Source organism: Bradyrhizobium manausense (assembly GCF_018130615.1).
In the GTDB taxonomy this organism is placed as follows: Bacteria; Pseudomonadota; Alphaproteobacteria; order Rhizobiales; family Xanthobacteraceae; genus Bradyrhizobium; species Bradyrhizobium manausense_A.
The window spans coordinates 162584-179447 of record NZ_JAFCKB010000010.1 but is presented as its reverse complement, the minus strand read 5'-3'; the positions used below and the strand labels follow the sequence as shown (position 1 = coordinate 179447).

Here is a 16864-nt window from a genome sequence, read left to right as displayed (position 1 = left end):
CGCTTCACCATTTGGTGGCGTTGCGCTGCAACTTCGGATGCGAGACTAGGCAATGCCAAACCACGGCCTGGAACGCTTCGGCATGCGGCGTGACACGCTGCTCTGACGCAGTGGGAATCACGACGACGACGTCGCCGGCCTGTTTCGCATAGCCACCGTCGCGGCCGACGATACCGAGCACGCGTGCGCCTTTCGCCTTTGCCTCCTTCACCGCCGCGACGATGTTGGGGCTGACATTGCGCTCGAGATTGCCGCCACCGACCGAGAGAACCAGGATGGCGTCGCGCGATCCGATACGGCTGACCTTCAGCCATTCCACAAACACGCTCGGCCAACCCTCGTCATTGATGCGGGCGGAGAGTTCCGAGACGTTGTCGGTCGGAGCGTATGCCTCGATGCCGCACAGCTTGCGGAAGTCGTTGACGGCGTGGCTCGCATTCGCGGCACTGCCGCCGACGCCGAGAATGAACAGCCGGCCGCCCCGCTCCCGCAAGGCCACGAGCTCGCCGCAGAGCGCCTCGATCTCGCCTGGCGGCAAGGCCTGCGCGATGTCGCAGACCTCTCGCAAATATTCGGCGACGTGTTCCACCTTCGCAACCGGGCTCGTTTGCGCTTCGTCGAGCCTGGCGTGCGGGCCAGCCGGCGAATCGCCGCTGATCTGGTTATCCCGCTGCGAATCCCGACGCACGTTCAAAACCGCTGCAACCCGCGCCACCGTAGTCTTACTGTGTCCGCGTATTGCTGATCCATGTCGTGTTCTGAGTCGATTCGGGGCTGCCGACGATAGGCCGGAGATAGTTATCAACAGGTCGTATGCCTGGATGGCTCCCGCAGGGCGCGAAGAGGGCTGCGAACGGCCGCTGGCCTTGATCGACGGCTCGCTTAAGCTATCACGCGCTGATTCCATCCCGCGGCCAGATACCGGCGGCGTGGAACACGAAACACATCTCCAGCCGGTGAAGCGCCATGAGCAGCGATCGTGCCGACGACGTCCCCCCGGAGTCCGCGACCGGGATCAGGCCGCTCAACCGTGAGCCCTGGGTCGAAATCGCCGATGGCGCCGCACTCGCGAGTTGGTCGGCGGAAGACGAGATCCGCTACAACCAGCAGAACCGGCAGAGCGAGAAGCTGAGATTCTTCCGCCAGGTCTTCGACTTCGTGAAGGAGAACGAGATCGCCGGCGATTATCACGAATTTGGCTGCCACCGTGCGCGTACCTTCCGCATGGCGCTGACGGAGGCGCGGCGCAAGAACCTCGACGACATGGCGTTCTGGGCGTTCGACAGCTTTGCCGGCCTGCCTGCGCCGGAGACCGAGACCAGCGTCGGCAAATGGACGCAAGGCGCGCTCGCCACCTCGGAACAGGAGTTTCTGCGCTTGATCGGCGAGCACGGCATCTACACGGACAAGGTGCGCACGGTGAAGGGTCTCTATGGCGATTCGCTCACGTCCGCGCTGAAACAGCAGTTCGAAAGCAGCGGGCGCAGAATCGCACTCGCGAACATCGACTGCGATCTCTATGAATCCGCCGTCCCCGTGTTCGATTTCATCGAGCCGCTGCTTCAGGCCGGGTCGGTGCTCTATATCGACGATCTCTTCGTCGGGAACCGCGGTAATCCCGGCCGCGGCCTGGCAAAAGCCTTCGTCGAATACCGTCAGCGCTCACGCTGGCGCTTCGTGCGCCATCTCGACATCGGCTGGTGGGGGCGGTCCTATATCGCGTCAGACACCGAATCGGATCTGATCTGATCTGCTCTACGGATCGAACAGGCTGGCGATGGGGCCGGGTGTGTTCACGCCATGTGCGCGGAGCGTGTAGACGGGTCCGCGAAATCCCATCGCCGCGATTTTGCGCGCGATCTCGGCATCATGCAAATAGGCCGGGATGACGACGGCCGCCATGCCGGCAAGGCGTTCGCTACGCGGCGGCTCGATCGTGATCTCGCCGGCCGGGCCGTAAACGCAGCGTCCTGCATAGGAGGCGGTGTCGTCGAACATGGCGGCGAACGGCGTGGTCTCCTGATAGAGGCCGAGCAGCGCCTGCGCGTAGGCATTGGCGCCGTAAAGCGCGATCGGACCGTCGATAGCGGCGAGGCGCTGCGCTCCCCGCGCGCGCCGTTCGGCCAAGGCCGCTGCAAATTTCGAGGGCGAAACATCGGAAGATGCCTGGGCCTCGTGTACGAGCGGCTTCGCCGCACGCAGCAAGAAGCCCATGTCGTGCCCCTGCTTGATGTCGAAGACCTCAGCAATTGCAAAGCCGGCGCGCGCAAGCAGCAGCTCCATCTTGGCGCGGCGATAGTAGTGCACGTGCGGATAATGGAAATCGACGATCGAATGCCGGCGCAGGATGTCGTCGGCGCTCGGCAGTTCGAGATAGGCGATGCCGTCATCCGCAAGGCTCCCGCGAAGCGCGGCCAGGAATGGCGCAGGCTCCGGCACATGCTCGATGACCTGTCGGCACACGACAGCATCAAATCGGCGTCCGGCCAGCGCGGTGACCGGGAACATCGCGCGGTGCAGCGTTACGCCGGTGCCGGCAAAGCGCTCCGGCCCGAGCGCGCGGCTGGGTTCGACCAGATCGACGCGCGCTGATCGGCGCGCCAGCGCCAGCGACAGCGCGCCGCCCCCGCCACCGACCTCGAGCACGGCGGGAGCCTGCTTCAGGTGCCGCATGATCAGCCCCGCGGTCTCGTCCACAGCGGCAATCATGCCGGGGCTCACGGGCTCGTTGGTCAATACCAGCGCGCCATAGAGCTCGTCGGCCGCGTCAGTGTCGAAGGCGCGGTTGGAGAGATGTCCGCAATGGCTGCAGGCGGCGATGTCGAGTTGGCCGAAGCCGCTTGCGGCATCCATGCCGGCCGGACGCACCGCATGCGTCGGTGCGCGCGCCACCGACCATATCGTCGCCGCGTCGCCCGATCCGCAGACGACGCAGCGATGCGGCGTGGCGGCGGGCGTACTCATCTAGCGCCAGGCCTCGATCGGCACCGGATGGTCGCGGCCGCCTTCGGCGATCTGGCGCGCCATCACCATCGCCTGCTCGAGGCAGTCGTCGATGTCGAGGCCGTAGCGATAGCTGCCGGCGCGGCCGATCGAATAGACGTGGTCGGGCATCAGCGCGTAATATTTGCGCGCAAGTTCCTGCTCGGACTTGAACGGCAGCGGGTAGTGCTTGCCGTTGTGCGAGGGGATCTCCATGCCGACGAGGCTCGTCGGCGAGTTGTGGTGCGTGAACTTCTTGTACTCGACGAGCCGTGTGAACGCCTCGTCGTTGGCGTAATAGAGGAAGTAGACGTGCTCGGGGAAGACGTGCTCGGTCGGCAGCACGATCTTGTGGAAGTCGCGGCCGATGAAGGCGAGTTCGCCATGGCAACGGCCGAACGGCTCGTCCGGTGAGATGGTCGAGATGATGACGTCGTAGCTATGCTTCTCGCCGCCGAACCAGACCGCGCGGGCCGGCAGATCGTAGCGCTCGATGCGGGTCGACAGCAGCACGCGCGCGCCTTCGGTCGCGACGTCGAAATAGCGGTTGTAACCGTCCTCTGCATGCGGGTAGGCCGACCATGCGGTGTCCCACGCCGCACGCGAGCCGCTCTTGATGGTGACGCCCTTCGGCGACCAGTTGAACGTGTCGATGCGCTTGTTGTCGTCGACCAGCCACATCTTCTTGTTGTACTTGTCGATCAGCTTGTCATAGAGCGTCTGGCCGACCGAGCCGACCCAATATTCCTCGAGATTCTTGGCTTCCGCGACGCCGAGCGCCGACTGGCGCTCCGTGGCGATCTTGGCGCTGTCCGGCATCCGCGCGATGTCGTCCTCGTGGATCGGATAATTGTAGAAGGCGTTGTCGCGCTCGACATAGGTGATGAACTGGTGGTCGGCACAGGAGCGCAAGGGAACGATCGCGTCCATGTAGTCGTACACGGCGCGGTTCTGAGTCAGGAAGTGGCGCGGGCCGAAGGTGTAGGGATGGCCGCCATACCAGAAGGTACGCACGCCGGCGCCGAGAAACGGCGCGGCTTCCACGATCGTGACATCCCATCCACCCAGCTTCATGAGCTGATGCGTCGCCGCGCAGCCGGCAATGCCGCCGCCGATCACCAGAGCTGTCTTCATCGGTCCGGTCCAGTCCCCACGCGAATCGAGATCATGCCGGTATCGGCGAACGGCCGGACCGCGTCAATCGGGCCGGCCGGCTTGTCCGGTATTCCCTAAGGATGCGCCACGCAGAAGGCGACGGCCTCGCCGACGTCTGAAAACATCCGGTCGGGCGCCGGCAACGTGCGATCCGGATAGCGCTCGACGTCGCGGCAGGCAAAGCCGGTCCGCACGCCATAGCTCTTCAACCCCATCGCGTGCCCGGCACCGATGTCGCGCAGGCTGTCGCCGATCAGCATGGAGCGGCTGACATCGATGCCGAAATCGTCAACGGCCCTCCGCAGGAGCAGTGTTCCGGGCTTGCGGCAATCGCAGGTGATCTGGAAATCCGTCGCGCCGCCCGGCGTTCCCCGCTCCGGATGATGCGGGCAGAAATAGATGGCATCCACGATGCCACCGTCTTCGGCCAGCAAAGCGCGAAGCCGCGCAAAAATCGTCTCCAGGCCGGCGAGTGTGACAAAGCCCTTTGCCACCTGGGCGCGGTTGGTGACGATGATCGCGAGGTAACCGCCCTCTCGCGCGGCCCGCACGGCCGTGCCTGCGCCCGGGATCAGCCGGATGTCGTCCGGCCCCAGCACACCATGGCCGCCGGGCTCCTCGTTCAGCACGCCGTCGCAGTCGAAGAAGATGGCTGGGCGCATGGGTGTTCCAGTGGGTTCGGTATGCTTGTAGTGCGGCGCCCGGATGGAGTGAAAGCGAAATCCGGGTTTCATGCCTATTGTGCTGTGCGTCGTCCGCGGTCTATGTGCTGCGCCAAAGCCGCCATTCATGGAGATACTATGCCAGCCCCAGGCCAAAGCCCTGAGCGGAGCGCTAAGGCGCTGCTGCTTGAAGGTGTCAACGACAGCGCTGTGGATCTGTTCAGGAGCGCGGGTTTCACCAATGTCGAGCGCCTGACCAAGGCGTTGGACGGCGAGGCGCTGCGCCAGGCGCTCAAGGGCGTCTCGCTGCTCGGCATCCGCTCCCGTACCCAGATCACCGACGAGGTGTTGGCGGCCACCGACGGGCTGCTCGCAGTCGGCTGTTTCAGCGTTGGCACCAACCAGGTCGATCTGCTCGCGGCGCGCAAGCGCGGCATTCCCGTGTTCAACGCGCCGTTCTCCAACACGCGCAGCGTCGCCGAGCTCGTGATCGGCGAGATCGTGATGCTGCTGCGGCAGATCTTTCCGCGCTCGGTATCGGCCCATGGGGGCGGCTGGGACAAGTCCGCGGCCGGCAGCCGCGAGGTGCGGGGCCGCACCCTCGGCATCATCGGCTACGGCAATATCGGCTCGCAGCTCTCGACATTGGCCGAAGCCATGGGCATGCGGGTGATCTACTACGATCGCACCGACAAGCTCCGCCACGGCAACACCGAGCCGGTCGAGAAGCTGGAAGAGCTGCTGGTGCAGAGTGACGTGGTCAGCCTGCACGTGCCGGAAACGCCGGAGACATCAGGCATGATCGGCGAGAAGGAGCTGCGGGCGATGAAGCCGGGCTCGTTCCTGATCAACAACAGCCGCGGCACGGTCGTCGATCTCGATGCGCTCGCAGGCGCACTGCGCGACGGCCACATTGCCGGCGCCGCGATCGACGTCTTTCCCGTCGAGCCCTCCTCGAACTCGGAGCGCTTCAAGAGCCCGGTGCAGGGCCTCGGCAACGTCATCCTCACGCCGCATGTCGGCGGCTCGACCGAAGAGGCGCAGGAGCGCATCGGCGGCGAGGTGGCGCGCAAGCTGGTCGACTATTTCATCACGGGATCGACCATGGGCGCAGTGAATTTCCCGGAGGTGCAGCTGCATTTGCGCCCCTCCGGCGTGCGCTTCAGCCACGTCCATCGCAACGTGCCGGGCATGCTGCGCCGGTTGAACGAGGTCTTCCTCCAGCGCGATATCAACATTGCCGCGCAATATCTGGAGACCGCCGGTGACCTCGGCTACGTCGTGCTCGACGCCGATCTCGGCGGCCAGGATTCAGGCGCGCTGCTGGCGCAGATCCGCGGGCTCGAAGGCACCATCGGCGCGCGGCTGGTGTTCGAGCACTAGCGCTCTGTTGACGGCCGGCAGAAGGTCGCATTGAATGCGGTCTGCTGACGGATTGAACTACAACAGAAAATCCCGGGATGGAAACGATGACGCTATCGAGCGCGAAGCTTTGCGCATGGCTCGTGGGGACGGCGACTGCGCTGGGTGCGACCGGCGCGTTTGCGGCGACACTGGCGGAGGATGCGGACACCGTCTGCAAGGGCCTCGTCGGCAGCGCCGACGCCGTCAAGATCGACGCCGCGACGTTGCAGACCGCGTCTCAGCTCGCGGTCGCCGAGCGCGGACCGACGCCGTCGGGGCGCATCACGCCGGCCAACCCCGTCTTCTGCAAGGTGCTCGGCCAGATCGAGCCGGTCGATCCCAAGGCGCCCCCGGTCAAGTTCCAAGTCAATCTGCCGGTCGAATGGAACGGGCGCTCGGTGCAATATGGCGGCGGCGGCTTCAATGGCGTGCTGATCACCGGACTGGCGCTGCCGCCGGCCTATCCCTTCGACAAGCCGTCGCCGCTCGCGCGCGGCTTCGTCACCTACGGCACCGATTCCGGCCATGAGTCCAAGCCGGGCGAGCCGCCGCAACTGTTCGCCTTGAATGACGAGGCGTTCGAGAATTTCGCCCACCGCGCCTACAAGAAGGTGCGCGACACCGCAGTCGCACTGATGCAGCGCGCCTACGGCAAGAAGCCGGACAAGATGTACTTCATGGGCTCGTCCGAAGGCGGCCGCGAGGCCCTGACCATGGCGCAGCGCTATCCCGACGATTTCGATGGGATCTTTGCCCGCGTGCCCGTCATCAATTGGGTCGGCTTGCAGCATGCCGGTACCCGCTCCGGCCTCGTCACCATGGGCGAGGGCTGGATCAATCCGGCGCAGGTCAGGCTCGTGGGCGACGCCGTACGGGCGGCCTGCGACAAGGCGGACGGATCCGACGATGCGCTGGTGCAGGACCCCGTGGGCTGCAAGGCTGCGTTCAAGGTCGAGACATTGCGTTGTGTCGACGGCAAGAGTGGCGATCAGTGCCTCACCGACGCTCAGATCAAGGCGGTCGACACACTGCACGCCACCTACAAATTCCCGTTCGCGCTCGCCAACGGGCTCGACGATTATCCGGGCTGGGGCGTCTCGGGCGAGGATACGCCGGCGGCCGGGCCGACCGGCGGCTGGATGGCATGGTGGCTTGGTGCGGCGCCGCCGGTGCAGCCGCCTGCGCCCAACAACGGCATCGCCTGGATCTATGGGGCGGGCGGAATTCGATATGTGTTCGCGCGCGATCCCAATCTCGACGTCACCACCTACAAGGTGGAGGAGCACAAGGCGCGGCTGCTCGAGGTCTCGAGCCTGATGGATTCGACCGATCCCGATCTCAGCCGCTTCCGCGCTCGCGGCGGCCGGCTGATCATGCTCGAGCACATGGCCGATTATGCGCAAAATCCGTATGCTGGCATCCGCTATTTCGAGAGCGTCGAGCGCAAGCTCGGCAAGGCCGAGACGGCGGAATTCGCGCGGCTCTACACCGCCCCCGGCGTCGACCATGTCGGCTCCGGCGCGCCTGCCAATGTCGATATGCTGAGCGTGCTGGTCGACTGGGTCGAGAAGGGAACCGCGCCCGGTGACCTCGAAGTCACCGAGCAGAAGGTCGAAGCACCGTCATTTTCGGTGTTGCGTGCGATGCCGCTGTGCCGCTGGCCGGCCTGGCCGCATTACAAGTCGGGCCCGGTGACGCAGGCGTCGAGCTTTGCCTGCGCGCCGTAACAGGTGAGCCCGCGTAAAGCGCGGTGGCGGCAGGGGTCATCCCGCCGCCATGGCCTGTGCGCCGCCGAGCAATTGCGCGTTGAGCCGCCCGCCGGAGAACAGCATGTCGTCGAGCGCCTCGTCGATATCGGCTGACGTCACCGAGTTGCCGCCATCGCGCGCCAGGCTCGCCTGTGCCAGCCGCCGCATCAATTCCTTGATGAATGCGCAACTCGTGCCTTCGCTGCGTCGGGCAGCTTCGGCGATGACTGCGTCGTCGAGCGGCAATCCCTTGCCGTAGAGCCGGACCAGCTTGCCGCGGCCGATTTCGTCGGGGAGCGGCACCTCGATCGCCTGATCGATGCGGCCCGGGCGTCCGGCGAGGGCGCCTTCGAGATCCTCCGGCCGGTTGGTGGTCAGGACGAACAGGATGTCCGCATCTTCTTTCAGCCCATCCATCTCGTTGAGCAGCTTGTTCAGCATGGATTCCTCACACGGCCCCATGTCGTCGCGGTCGCGGGCGATCAGATCGACATCCTCGATCACGACCATTGATGGCTGCAGCAGCCGTGCCAGGTTCATATAGGCGCCGAGCAGGCCGATCTGCTCGGCGGTAATGATCAGCGTCGTATGCTCAGGCAGATGCGTTGCGAGATAGCGGATCGTATGGGTCTTGCCGGTGCCGGGCGGGCCGTACAGCAGGATGCCCTTGCGCGTCGACTGACCAAGCCGGCGCAATTGATCGCGCGTGTTGACGAAAGTCAGCACGTTGCGATCGAGCAGCCGCAAGGTCTGCTCCGGCAGGATCACGTCGTTGCGGGCGACCTGCGGCAATCGATGTACGGTGATGCCTCGCGAGTAGCCGCGATAGTCGGAATCGGCATCAAGCGAGAGGATCTTGCCGCGATAGCTGCGTGCGGCTTGCACGGCCTGTTCCAGTTCGCCGAAACATTGCTGGACAAGGATTGCGCCTGCGGTGCCCACGGGCACCATGATCTCGAGACGGATCCCCGGCTCGCGGCTGTATTCGCGATGTGCACTGAGCAATACCGCATAACGCAGGCCATCCTGCTCGCACAGCCACAAGCCGTTATCGAGGCATTTGACGGGAGTCGTCTCGCCGGCATCGATGTCGGAATATTGCCGTGGTGCAATCGCCAGTGCCTGGCGGCCTTCCCGGAGGAGCTGCGAAATCGATAGCGTCTCATAGCGCTGTTCCTCGTTTAGCCCAAACAACCGGATAGCCTTGGCGAACAGCCGGTCGATCGCCACCTGGACATCTACCCGCATATGTCCAGGAAACTGGCGGATCGTGGTCACGAGCTTGCTGCGTGGGACGCCGGTAAAGTGCCAGTCCAGCACCTCGTAAGCGTGTTCGAACTCCCTTTCCGGCTCTGCCGGCGTGCTCACAGTATCCGCTGCGCGAATGCACTCGCTGCACAGCCAGACCGTGCGGTTGCCGACGCGAACGTCCGTCTGTCCCTCCGGCTTGCCGCAGAGTTCGCAGGGAGTCTTGATCTCTTCAAGCGTGATCTTCAGCGGATGTTGGCCGAGCCAGACATATTGCTTGGCCGATTTGAACAGCGCTTCCGCGACCGATTGTGGGTAGGGACCGCAGGCGACTTTCTCTTCGCGCTCGATCAGCGTCATCATCGCGGCGGCTTCGCGGTCTGTCTTGCCGAAAACCTGACGGAAGAGACGGATGACAAATTCATCCGGCGTATCGTCATCGTTGTAAATTACGAGCTGAGCCGGTTCACGCTCGCCGCGCGCCTTATCCGTCATGAAATGAACTCCGCTACAACCGGCACTAGAACAGAACGAAAAGGGAACATAAAAAGAAGCAGTCGTCAAGCTCTCCGACGCGACCAACTGCAATCAATGGGCGAGGCCTTAGTGGGCCGGTCCACCCGCCTTCACTCGTCGCGTCAGCAGCACCGCGATCGCCGCGAGCACCAGCACCGCGCCGATCACCGCAAAGGCGTCGGAATAGCCCATCACCAGCGCCTGGCGCTTCACCGTCTTGCCGAGCGCGATGATGGCCTGTTCGCGTGCGGCGTTGGGGTCGGGCACGCCATGGGCCATGAAGTAATCCGTCATCTGCGCGAGGCGGGTGCGGACTTCCTCGCGGCCGAGCGTGACCGACTGGCCGATGATGTTCGAATGGAATTGTTCGCGCTTGGTGATGATGGTCGCAAGCGTCGCTGTTCCGATCGCACCGCCGAGATTGCGGAACATGTTGCTGATGCCGGAGGCTGCCGCCGCGTCCTGTGGCGCGATGCCGCCCGTCAGCACCGAGGTCAGCGGCGTCAGCACCATGGCCTGGCCCACCGCGCGCACGATGTTCGGGATCCAGAGCTGGTCGCCGGCATAGTCCGGCGACATCGCCGTGTTCATGAAGCAGCTATAAGCGAAGATCAGGAGACCGGTGATGGCGATGTAGCGCGTGTCGAAGCGTTGCATCAGCTTCGGGATCAGCGGGATTAGCACGAGCTGCGGCAGGCCGGTCCAGGCCAGCACGTTGCCGATCTGCTCGGCATTGTAGCCCTGTGCCTGACCGAGATAGGCCGGCAGGATGTAAACCGAGCCGAACAATGCGAAGCCGACCATGGTCATCGCGATGGTGCCGAAGCCGAAATTGCGCTGCGTCAGCAGGCGCAGCCGGATCAGCGGCTTCTCGATCGAGAGCTCGATCGCGACGAACAGCGTCAGGTTGACGGCTGCGATGATCGCGAGCTTGACGATGAAGGGCGAGGAGAACCAGTCGTCCTTGTTGCCCTCTTCTAGCACGGCCTGCAAGGCTGACAGCCCGATCGCCATGGTGACGATGCCGGCCCAGTCGCCGTCCCTCAACAGGCCGAGCTGCATCTTCTGCCGTTCCAGCGTCAGATAGAGCGCGGCCACCATCACGGTGGTCGGGATCACGTTGACGAAGAAGATGGTGCGCCAGCCATAGGTCTCGGTGAGATAGCCGCCGATGGACGGGCCGATCGCGGGGGCGAAGGTGACGGACAGTGCGAAGATCGCGAGCCCCACCGGCTGTTGCGGTTTCGGCAGCTTGGTCAGTACCAGCGTGAACGCCATCGGGATCAGTACGCCGCCGGCAAAGCCCTGCAGGCCGCGCATCGCGATCATCGACGGCAGGTCATGTGTGAAGGCACAGGCGACCGAGAACGCCGCGAACAGCGCTGCGCTTGTGATCATGTAGCGGCGGAACGTGAACACGCGGCTCAAATAGTCGGTCAACGGGATCACGATGATCTCGCCGATCAGGTACGACGTCGAGATCCAGGAGCCGTTGTCGGCGCCGGTGCCAATGCCGCCCTCGATATTGGCGAGCGAGGCGTTGGTGATCTGGATGTTCAGGATCGCCATGAACGAGCCGATCATGGCGGCGAGCACGGCGATCCAGGTTGCGGCGCTGGCACGGTTGGGATCGACAGCGACGTGATTAGACGTCGCGGCCGATGTTGCTGGCGTCGAAAGTGAGAGGCTGTTTGACATGGCACGACCCTCCGGAAACGAGTTTTGCCTTTGATGCATCGGCCGCCTTCACAGCCGGCGCATTCGAACGCGTCGCAATGGTCGGGATCACGGACATGCCGGGCCTGAGCGCGATGGCGGGCCCGTGCTCGTCATCGAGCGCGATCTTGACGGGGATGCGCTGCACCACCTTGGTGAAATTGCCCGTGGCATTGTCGGGCGGCAGCAGCGCGAACTCCTGGCCGCTCGCCGGCGCGATGGAATCGACGTGGCCGTGCACCACCTGGCCCGGGAACATATCGACTTCGATATCGACGGTCTGACCGGATTTCACGTGGGTGAGCTGCGTTTCCTTGAAATTGGCGACGACATAAGCGCCCTCGGCCGGCACGATCGACATCAGCTGCGTGCCCGCCTGCACGAACTGGCCGACGCGCAACGAACGATTGCCGACGACGCCGTCGATCGGCGAGACGATTGTGGTGTAGCTGAGGTTCAGCTCGGTCTGGTGCTGCACGGCTTCCGCGCGCGCCGCGGCGGCCTTGGCCTGTGTGATCTCGGCCTTGAGCAGGTCGACCTGCTTGAGAGCCGAGGTGAGATTGGCGGTGTCGCGTTCGAGCGCCGCCTGTGCGGAGGCAATGCGCGATTGTGCCTGCTGTGCATTCTGCACGCTGCCGGAGCCGGTTGCGGCGAGATCTGTGTAGCGCTTGTTGTCTTGCGCGGCGAAAGTGAGGTTGGCCTGATCGACGTCGAGCGTGGCGCGCGCGGCCTTGATCGCTGCCTGCTGCACCTCGATCTGTGCTTCCTTGCCGGCGATGGTGGCATTCGTCGCCTGCACATCGGCGCGAGCCTGGTCGAACGCGACCTTGAAGTCGCGATCATCGATCCTGGCCAGCACCTGGCCCGCTTTCACATGCTCGTTATCCGCGACCAAGACCCCGTTGAGATAGCCGCTGACCTTCGGGGCGATGGTGGTGTTGTCGGCCTTCACATAGGCGTCATCGGTGGAGACGAGGTACTGGCCGACGGTCCAGTAATCGTAGCCGTACCAGCTCGCGCCGGCGAGGGCGACAGCTGCCGCTCCCATCAGCAACAGTTTGCGAAGATTGAGCTTTTTGCGAACGGCGTCAGCTGGTGCGCCGGGCAGGACGCCCTCCAGCGCGGTCGCAGCGAGGGCCGTTTGGGCGACAGCAGACGGGGTGGTGTGGACGGTCATGGCCGGCTCCCCTGAATTAGGAAACTTGACGATTTCCAAAATGAGGCTAGCTTTGGAATTGTCAATGGAATGACAGGCATCATGTAAAGGCATGGCTCAGGCAAAATCCGACAGCGAATCCCGTCCGCGCGGACGGCCGCCGGTGCGCAGCGACGCGGAGACGATGAGAATCGTCCTCGAAGCCGCGCGCCACACGTTCGCGGTCGAGGGTTATGCTGCGACCAGCACCGAAGAGCTCGCGCGCCGTGCCGGCATCTCGACCAAGACGCTCTATCGTCTGTTTCCGGGCAAAGCTGCGTTGTTCGAGGCGATGTGCGCGGACCGGCTCGAGCGGCTGCTCTCGGCCGTCGACCTTCAGGCCAGCGATGACGTCGATGTCGAAACCGGCTTACGCGCCGCGCTGACGGCGTGCGCCGATCTCGTGCTCGATCCGGAAGTCGTGGCGCTACAGCGCATGGTGCTGCAGCAATCCGCCACGTTTCCGGAGCTCGCTGCGAACTTCTACAACAACGGCATTGCCCGCACCGTCAAGGCGCTCGCCGGCTGGCTTCGCCTCCAGGTTAAGCGCAAGCGGATCGTCATCGATGATGCCGAGGAGGTTGCCGGCATGCTGATCGGCATGGTCGCATCGGCACCGCAGCGCGCAGCGATCTATGGCGGCATGCCGCTGCCGTCGCGTAAGCAGATCGAACGCCGGGTGGAGATTTGCGCGAGCCTGTTCCTCGACGGTTGCCGCGCCGGATCGACCTAGCGGCTCTCTTTGACAATCCAATCCAGCTCGGCTATCTATTTCGTATGCGAAATAAAGGAGCCACAACGCGTCATCATCGGCTGATCTATCTGCTGAGCGTCGCGCAACGGCGCCTGCAGCGTTGGATGGCGGCGCAGCCCGAGAGCGAGGTGACGCCGGCGCAGGCGGGACTGCTGTTCATTCTCGGCAAGCAGGACGGCGTCCTCATGGGCGAAGCGGGGACGGCGCTCGATATGGGGCCGGCCGGCATTTCCGGCCTGGTCGATCGCAGCGCTGCGGCGAGGTTGGTCGAGCGGCGGGCCGATCGCGAAGACGGCCGCGCCTTTCGCGTCTGGCTGACGCAGAAGGGCCGCACCGTGCTGGCGCAGGCGAAGAGCGATGCCGCCGCGATCAATGCCACGCTGACCGAGGGATTTACCAGTGCGGAAATCGACATCGTCGCGCGCTGGCTGACCAGCATTCAAGACAAATTTCCAAGAGACCCTACGAGAGAACCCGGGAAATAACAGGAGAGACCCATGACCGAGCATGTCCGGATCGAGAACACCGGCGGCGTTCTCACGCTGACGCTGGCGCGCCCCGACAAGAAGAACGCGCTGACGGACGCGATGTATCGCATGCTCGCTGACACCATCGAGTCCGCCGAGTCTGATCCGTCAGTGCGCGTGCTGCTGATCCGCGGCGAGGGCGACATGTTCACCGCCGGCAACGACGTCGGCGAGTTCGCAGCCGTGGCGAGCGGCAAGTCCGAAGGCAGCCGCAATGTCGGTCGCTTCATCCAGTCGCTGGCGCGTTGCACCCGTCCGCTGGTCGCGGCGGTGCAGGGCCGCGCGGTCGGCGTCGGGACCACGATGCTCTTGCATTGCGATCTCGTCGTGCTCGCCGAAAACACCCAATTGTCGACGCCCTTCGTCAGTCTCGCGCTGGTGCCTGAAGCAGCCTCGAGCCTGCTGATGCCGGCACGCATCGGCTATGCCCGCGCCTATGAAATGTTTGCGCTCGGCGAGACCGTGCCGGCGAAGGCCGCGCTGGAATGGGGCCTGGCCAACCGCGTGGTGCCGCTCGACAAGCTCGATGCCGAGGCGCTTGCGCTCGCCCAGCGCCTGGCCCGCCAGCCGGCCGGCGCGCTCACCGCAACCAAGAAGCTGATGCGCAATGGCGAGGCGCTGGTCGCACAGATGCAGGTGGAGGGGGAGCAGTTCGCGCAGCGCCTGCGGACAGCCGAGGCGCGCGAGGCGTTCACGGCGTTCGCCGAGCGGCGTCCGCCGGATTTTACGAAGGTTTCGTGATGCGGGGGCCTGCCTAACGGTTTGGCAGGTAGTTCCCGGCATTTGATTAAAACCTTAACGGAACATTGGCATGTCGAGGTGCAAGGTGGCCTCTCTTGGAAGAGTAGGCCCCTGACCCTCATGGCAATGTTTAAGAAATCGGTAAGCTCGCTTCTCCTGGTGTTGATGGCCCTGCTGGCGGCAGGTGCGCTCGCCAGCACGGCGATCCAGATGGTCGGGGCCTTCGGCCGCTACAGCGACAGTCTCGAGACCGCGCGGCTCGCCGCAGCCGACAAGGCGATCTTCCATGGCGTGCTGTCCCTGCGCAACAATCGCGGCGACGCCCAGAGTGCGCTGCTCGGCGACGACGACGCCCGCCCAAAGCTTGCCGAGGCCGAGAAGGCGGAGCAGGGCGGCTATGATGGCGTCAGCGCCGCGATGGCCAGCGTCAACTTCGGCCGCCGCGACGAACTCGCGAGCACGCTGAAGCAACGCTGGGATGAGGCCGCGCCGCAGTTCCAGCTGTTCTACGACGAAGCCAAGCGTCCGCGCGCCGAGCGCAAGATCGAGCGGACCAACTCCTGGTACGATGCCGTCACCAAGGTCATCGACACGGCGAACCTCGCCTCCACAGCAGTGTCGAACCGCGCCTGGATGGACGATCCCTTCATCGCCCGCATGATTCAGGTCCGCCGTCTCGCCTGGCAGGTGCGCGACCGCTATGGGATTCATTGTTCGGCGCTGCGCTCGAACGTCAACAGCAACAAGCCGCTCGATGACACCCAGAAGCGGACACTGGCGCAATGGGATGGCACCATCGCTTCGGGCTGGTCCGGCATGAACGAGCTTTTGGCCGCGTCTGACGTGCCCGCGGAGCTCATCACCGCGGCCAAGGAGGCGCGCGCCAAGACCGACGGTGTTCTCAAGCAGATCGGCGATCTCACCAAGAATTTTGACGCCAGCGGCAAGCCGGCGATGGCCGCTTCGGAATGGAACACGCTGTGCCAGTCGCCGTTCCCGCTGATCGTCGCGGTCGCGACCAAGGCGCTGGACCAGTCGATCGCACGGGCGGAAGCAGTTCAGGCGAAGGCGCTGACCAACCTCATGGTGCAGTCTCTCGCTTTCCTGCTGGCCCTCGCTGTGACGCTTGCTGGCGTCTATGTCGTGCGCAATCGCCTCATGCGTCCGGTGCGCGCGATCCTGGACGCGATCGCCCGCATCAGCGCCCGCGACTATGCGACGCCGGTTCCGCAATCCAGATATCCCGACGAGTTCGGCACCATGGCCGCCGCGCTGGAAAGCCTGCGCGAGAGTGCAGCCACCGCGGAACGGCTGGGCCGGGAACGGGAATCGCAGCAGGCGCTGCAACTCGCCCGTTCCGGCACCGTCGACGATGCGTGCCGCAGTTTCGACGACACCGTGCAGGCTGTGATCCACAGCGTGGCTGCGTCGGCCAAGGAGCTCGATGCCACCGCGACCGATGTGCGTACGCTGGTGTCGGAATCGAGCAGCCAGACGGCTGCGGTCTCTTCCGCTGCCGAGCAGGCCACCAACAATCTCGAGACCATCGCGGCCGCGACGGAAGAGCTCTCGGCCTCGGTCGGCGAAATCTCCGCGCAGGTGCAGGCCAGCGCGCGCGAGGCCCGCGAAGCGGTGTCGCAGGCGGCGCAGACCAACTCCACCGTCGAGATCCTCGACCAGACCGCAAGCCGCATCAGCGAAGTCGTGAAAATGATCCACGCCATCGCCGGCCAGACCAATCTGCTCGCGCTAAACGCCACCATCGAGGCAGCCCGCGCCGGCGAGGCCGGCCGCGGCTTTGCCGTGGTCGCGGGTGAGGTCAAGAGCCTCGCCTCGCAGACCGCAACCGCGACTGAAGAGATCTCGCGCCAGGTCGAGGAGATCCAGGGTGCGACAGGCCGGGCGGTCGCTGCCATCCGCTCGATCGGTGGCGCCATCAGCGGCATCGACGAGAAGATGACCGCGATTGCAGCCGCGGTCGAGCAGCAGCGCGCGGCAACCACCGAGATCTCGCGCAATTTCCAGCAGGCTGCGCAAGGCACCCGCGAGGTCACCGACACCATCGGCAGCGTCGCCAAACTCAATCAGGAGACCGGTAATGCCGGCACGGTGCTGTCCCAGTCCGTGACCAAGATGTCGGCCGACGCCGATCGCCTCCGCGTCGCGGTCGAAGGGTTCCTCGGGGCGGTGAAAACCGCTTAAGCCTCCATTCCCTG

The 16864-nt window shown here is 64.7% G+C and carries 14 protein-coding genes; 7 read left to right on the top strand and 7 right to left on the bottom strand.

The genetic code is table 11. The annotated features are described in order from the left end of the window. Positions 1–4: 4 nt before the first annotated feature. Positions 5–688, bottom strand: coding sequence for an SIS domain-containing protein (locus tag JQ587_RS36720; protein ID WP_349629518.1), 684 nt, complete (start codon positions 686–688; stop codon positions 5–7). 278 nt (positions 689–966) lie between these two features. Here JQ587_RS36720 and JQ587_RS20620 point away from each other — a divergent pair, with 278 nt between their 5' ends. Continuing rightward, positions 967–1749, top strand: coding sequence for a TylF/MycF/NovP-related O-methyltransferase (locus JQ587_RS20620; protein WP_212426447.1), 783 nt, complete (start codon positions 967–969; stop codon positions 1747–1749). A 6-nt stretch (positions 1750–1755) separates the two neighbouring features. On the opposite strand, the gene JQ587_RS20615 is transcribed toward JQ587_RS20620, so the two are convergent. The 3 genes from JQ587_RS20615 to JQ587_RS20605 form a co-directional block, all read right to left on the bottom strand. Beyond that, complete coding sequence (locus JQ587_RS20615) at positions 1756–2964, bottom strand: class I SAM-dependent methyltransferase (RefSeq protein WP_212426446.1); 1209 nt, start codon at positions 2962–2964, stop codon at positions 1756–1758. Continuing rightward, positions 2965–4116: an FAD-dependent oxidoreductase gene (locus JQ587_RS20610; RefSeq protein ID WP_212426445.1), complete on the bottom strand. Its 1152-nt coding sequence runs from the start codon at positions 4114–4116 to the stop codon at positions 2965–2967. 95 nt (positions 4117–4211) lie between these two features. Continuing rightward, a complete protein-coding gene (locus JQ587_RS20605) occupies positions 4212–4799 on the bottom strand; it encodes a D-glycero-alpha-D-manno-heptose-1,7-bisphosphate 7-phosphatase (RefSeq protein WP_212426444.1) in 588 nt (195 codons plus the stop codon). Between the two features lie 138 nt (positions 4800–4937). Between JQ587_RS20605 and serA the strand changes: the two genes are divergently transcribed. Then, positions 4938–6182 (top strand): phosphoglycerate dehydrogenase, encoded by a 1245-nt coding sequence (gene serA / locus JQ587_RS20600; RefSeq protein WP_212298603.1) that lies wholly within the window; start codon positions 4938–4940, stop codon positions 6180–6182. A 77-nt stretch (positions 6183–6259) separates the two neighbouring features. After that, positions 6260–7930 carry a tannase/feruloyl esterase family alpha/beta hydrolase gene (locus JQ587_RS20595; RefSeq protein WP_212426443.1) on the top strand — a complete coding sequence of 557 codons (1671 nt, stop codon included), beginning with the start codon at positions 6260–6262 and terminating at the stop codon, positions 7928–7930. Positions 7931–7966: 36 nt separating this feature from the next. Here JQ587_RS20595 and JQ587_RS20590 read toward each other — a convergent pair whose 3' ends face one another. The 3 genes from JQ587_RS20590 to JQ587_RS20580 are packed head-to-tail and all read right to left on the bottom strand — an operon-like array spanning position 7967 to position 12608. Further along, entirely contained in the window at positions 7967–9763 is a 1797-nt protein-coding gene (locus tag JQ587_RS20590) for an ATP-dependent Clp protease adaptor ClpS (protein WP_249154409.1), read from the bottom strand. Positions 9764–9802: 39 nt separating this feature from the next. Next, positions 9803–11413, bottom strand: a complete 1611-nt coding sequence (locus tag JQ587_RS20585; RefSeq protein ID WP_212426442.1) for an MDR family MFS transporter — start codon at positions 11411–11413, stop codon at positions 9803–9805. Next, positions 11361–12608, bottom strand: a complete 1248-nt coding sequence (locus JQ587_RS20580) for an HlyD family secretion protein (protein ID WP_212298599.1) — start codon at positions 12606–12608, stop codon at positions 11361–11363. Before JQ587_RS20580 ends, JQ587_RS20585 begins: the two co-directional genes overlap by 53 nt. A gap of 163 nt (positions 12609–12771) precedes the next feature. Here JQ587_RS20580 and JQ587_RS20575 point away from each other — a divergent pair, with 163 nt between their 5' ends. The 4 genes from JQ587_RS20575 (at position 12772) to JQ587_RS20560 (ending at position 16850) form a co-directional block, all read left to right on the top strand. Further along, entirely contained in the window at positions 12772–13359 is a 588-nt protein-coding gene (locus JQ587_RS20575; RefSeq protein WP_349629517.1) for a TetR/AcrR family transcriptional regulator, read from the top strand. 44 nt (positions 13360–13403) lie between these two features. Continuing rightward, on the top strand, positions 13404–13865 hold the full coding sequence (locus JQ587_RS20570) for a MarR family winged helix-turn-helix transcriptional regulator (RefSeq protein WP_212426440.1): 462 nt from the start codon (positions 13404–13406) through the stop codon (positions 13863–13865). 12 nt (positions 13866–13877) lie between these two features. Continuing rightward, positions 13878–14648, top strand: a complete 771-nt coding sequence (locus JQ587_RS20565) for an enoyl-CoA hydratase (RefSeq protein WP_212426439.1) — start codon at positions 13878–13880, stop codon at positions 14646–14648. A gap of 120 nt (positions 14649–14768) precedes the next feature. Then, the gene (locus JQ587_RS20560) at positions 14769–16850 is read left to right on the top strand and encodes a methyl-accepting chemotaxis protein (protein WP_212426438.1); all 2082 of its coding nucleotides are present in this window, start codon (positions 14769–14771) and stop codon (positions 16848–16850) included. Positions 16851–16864 lie beyond the last annotated feature (14 nt).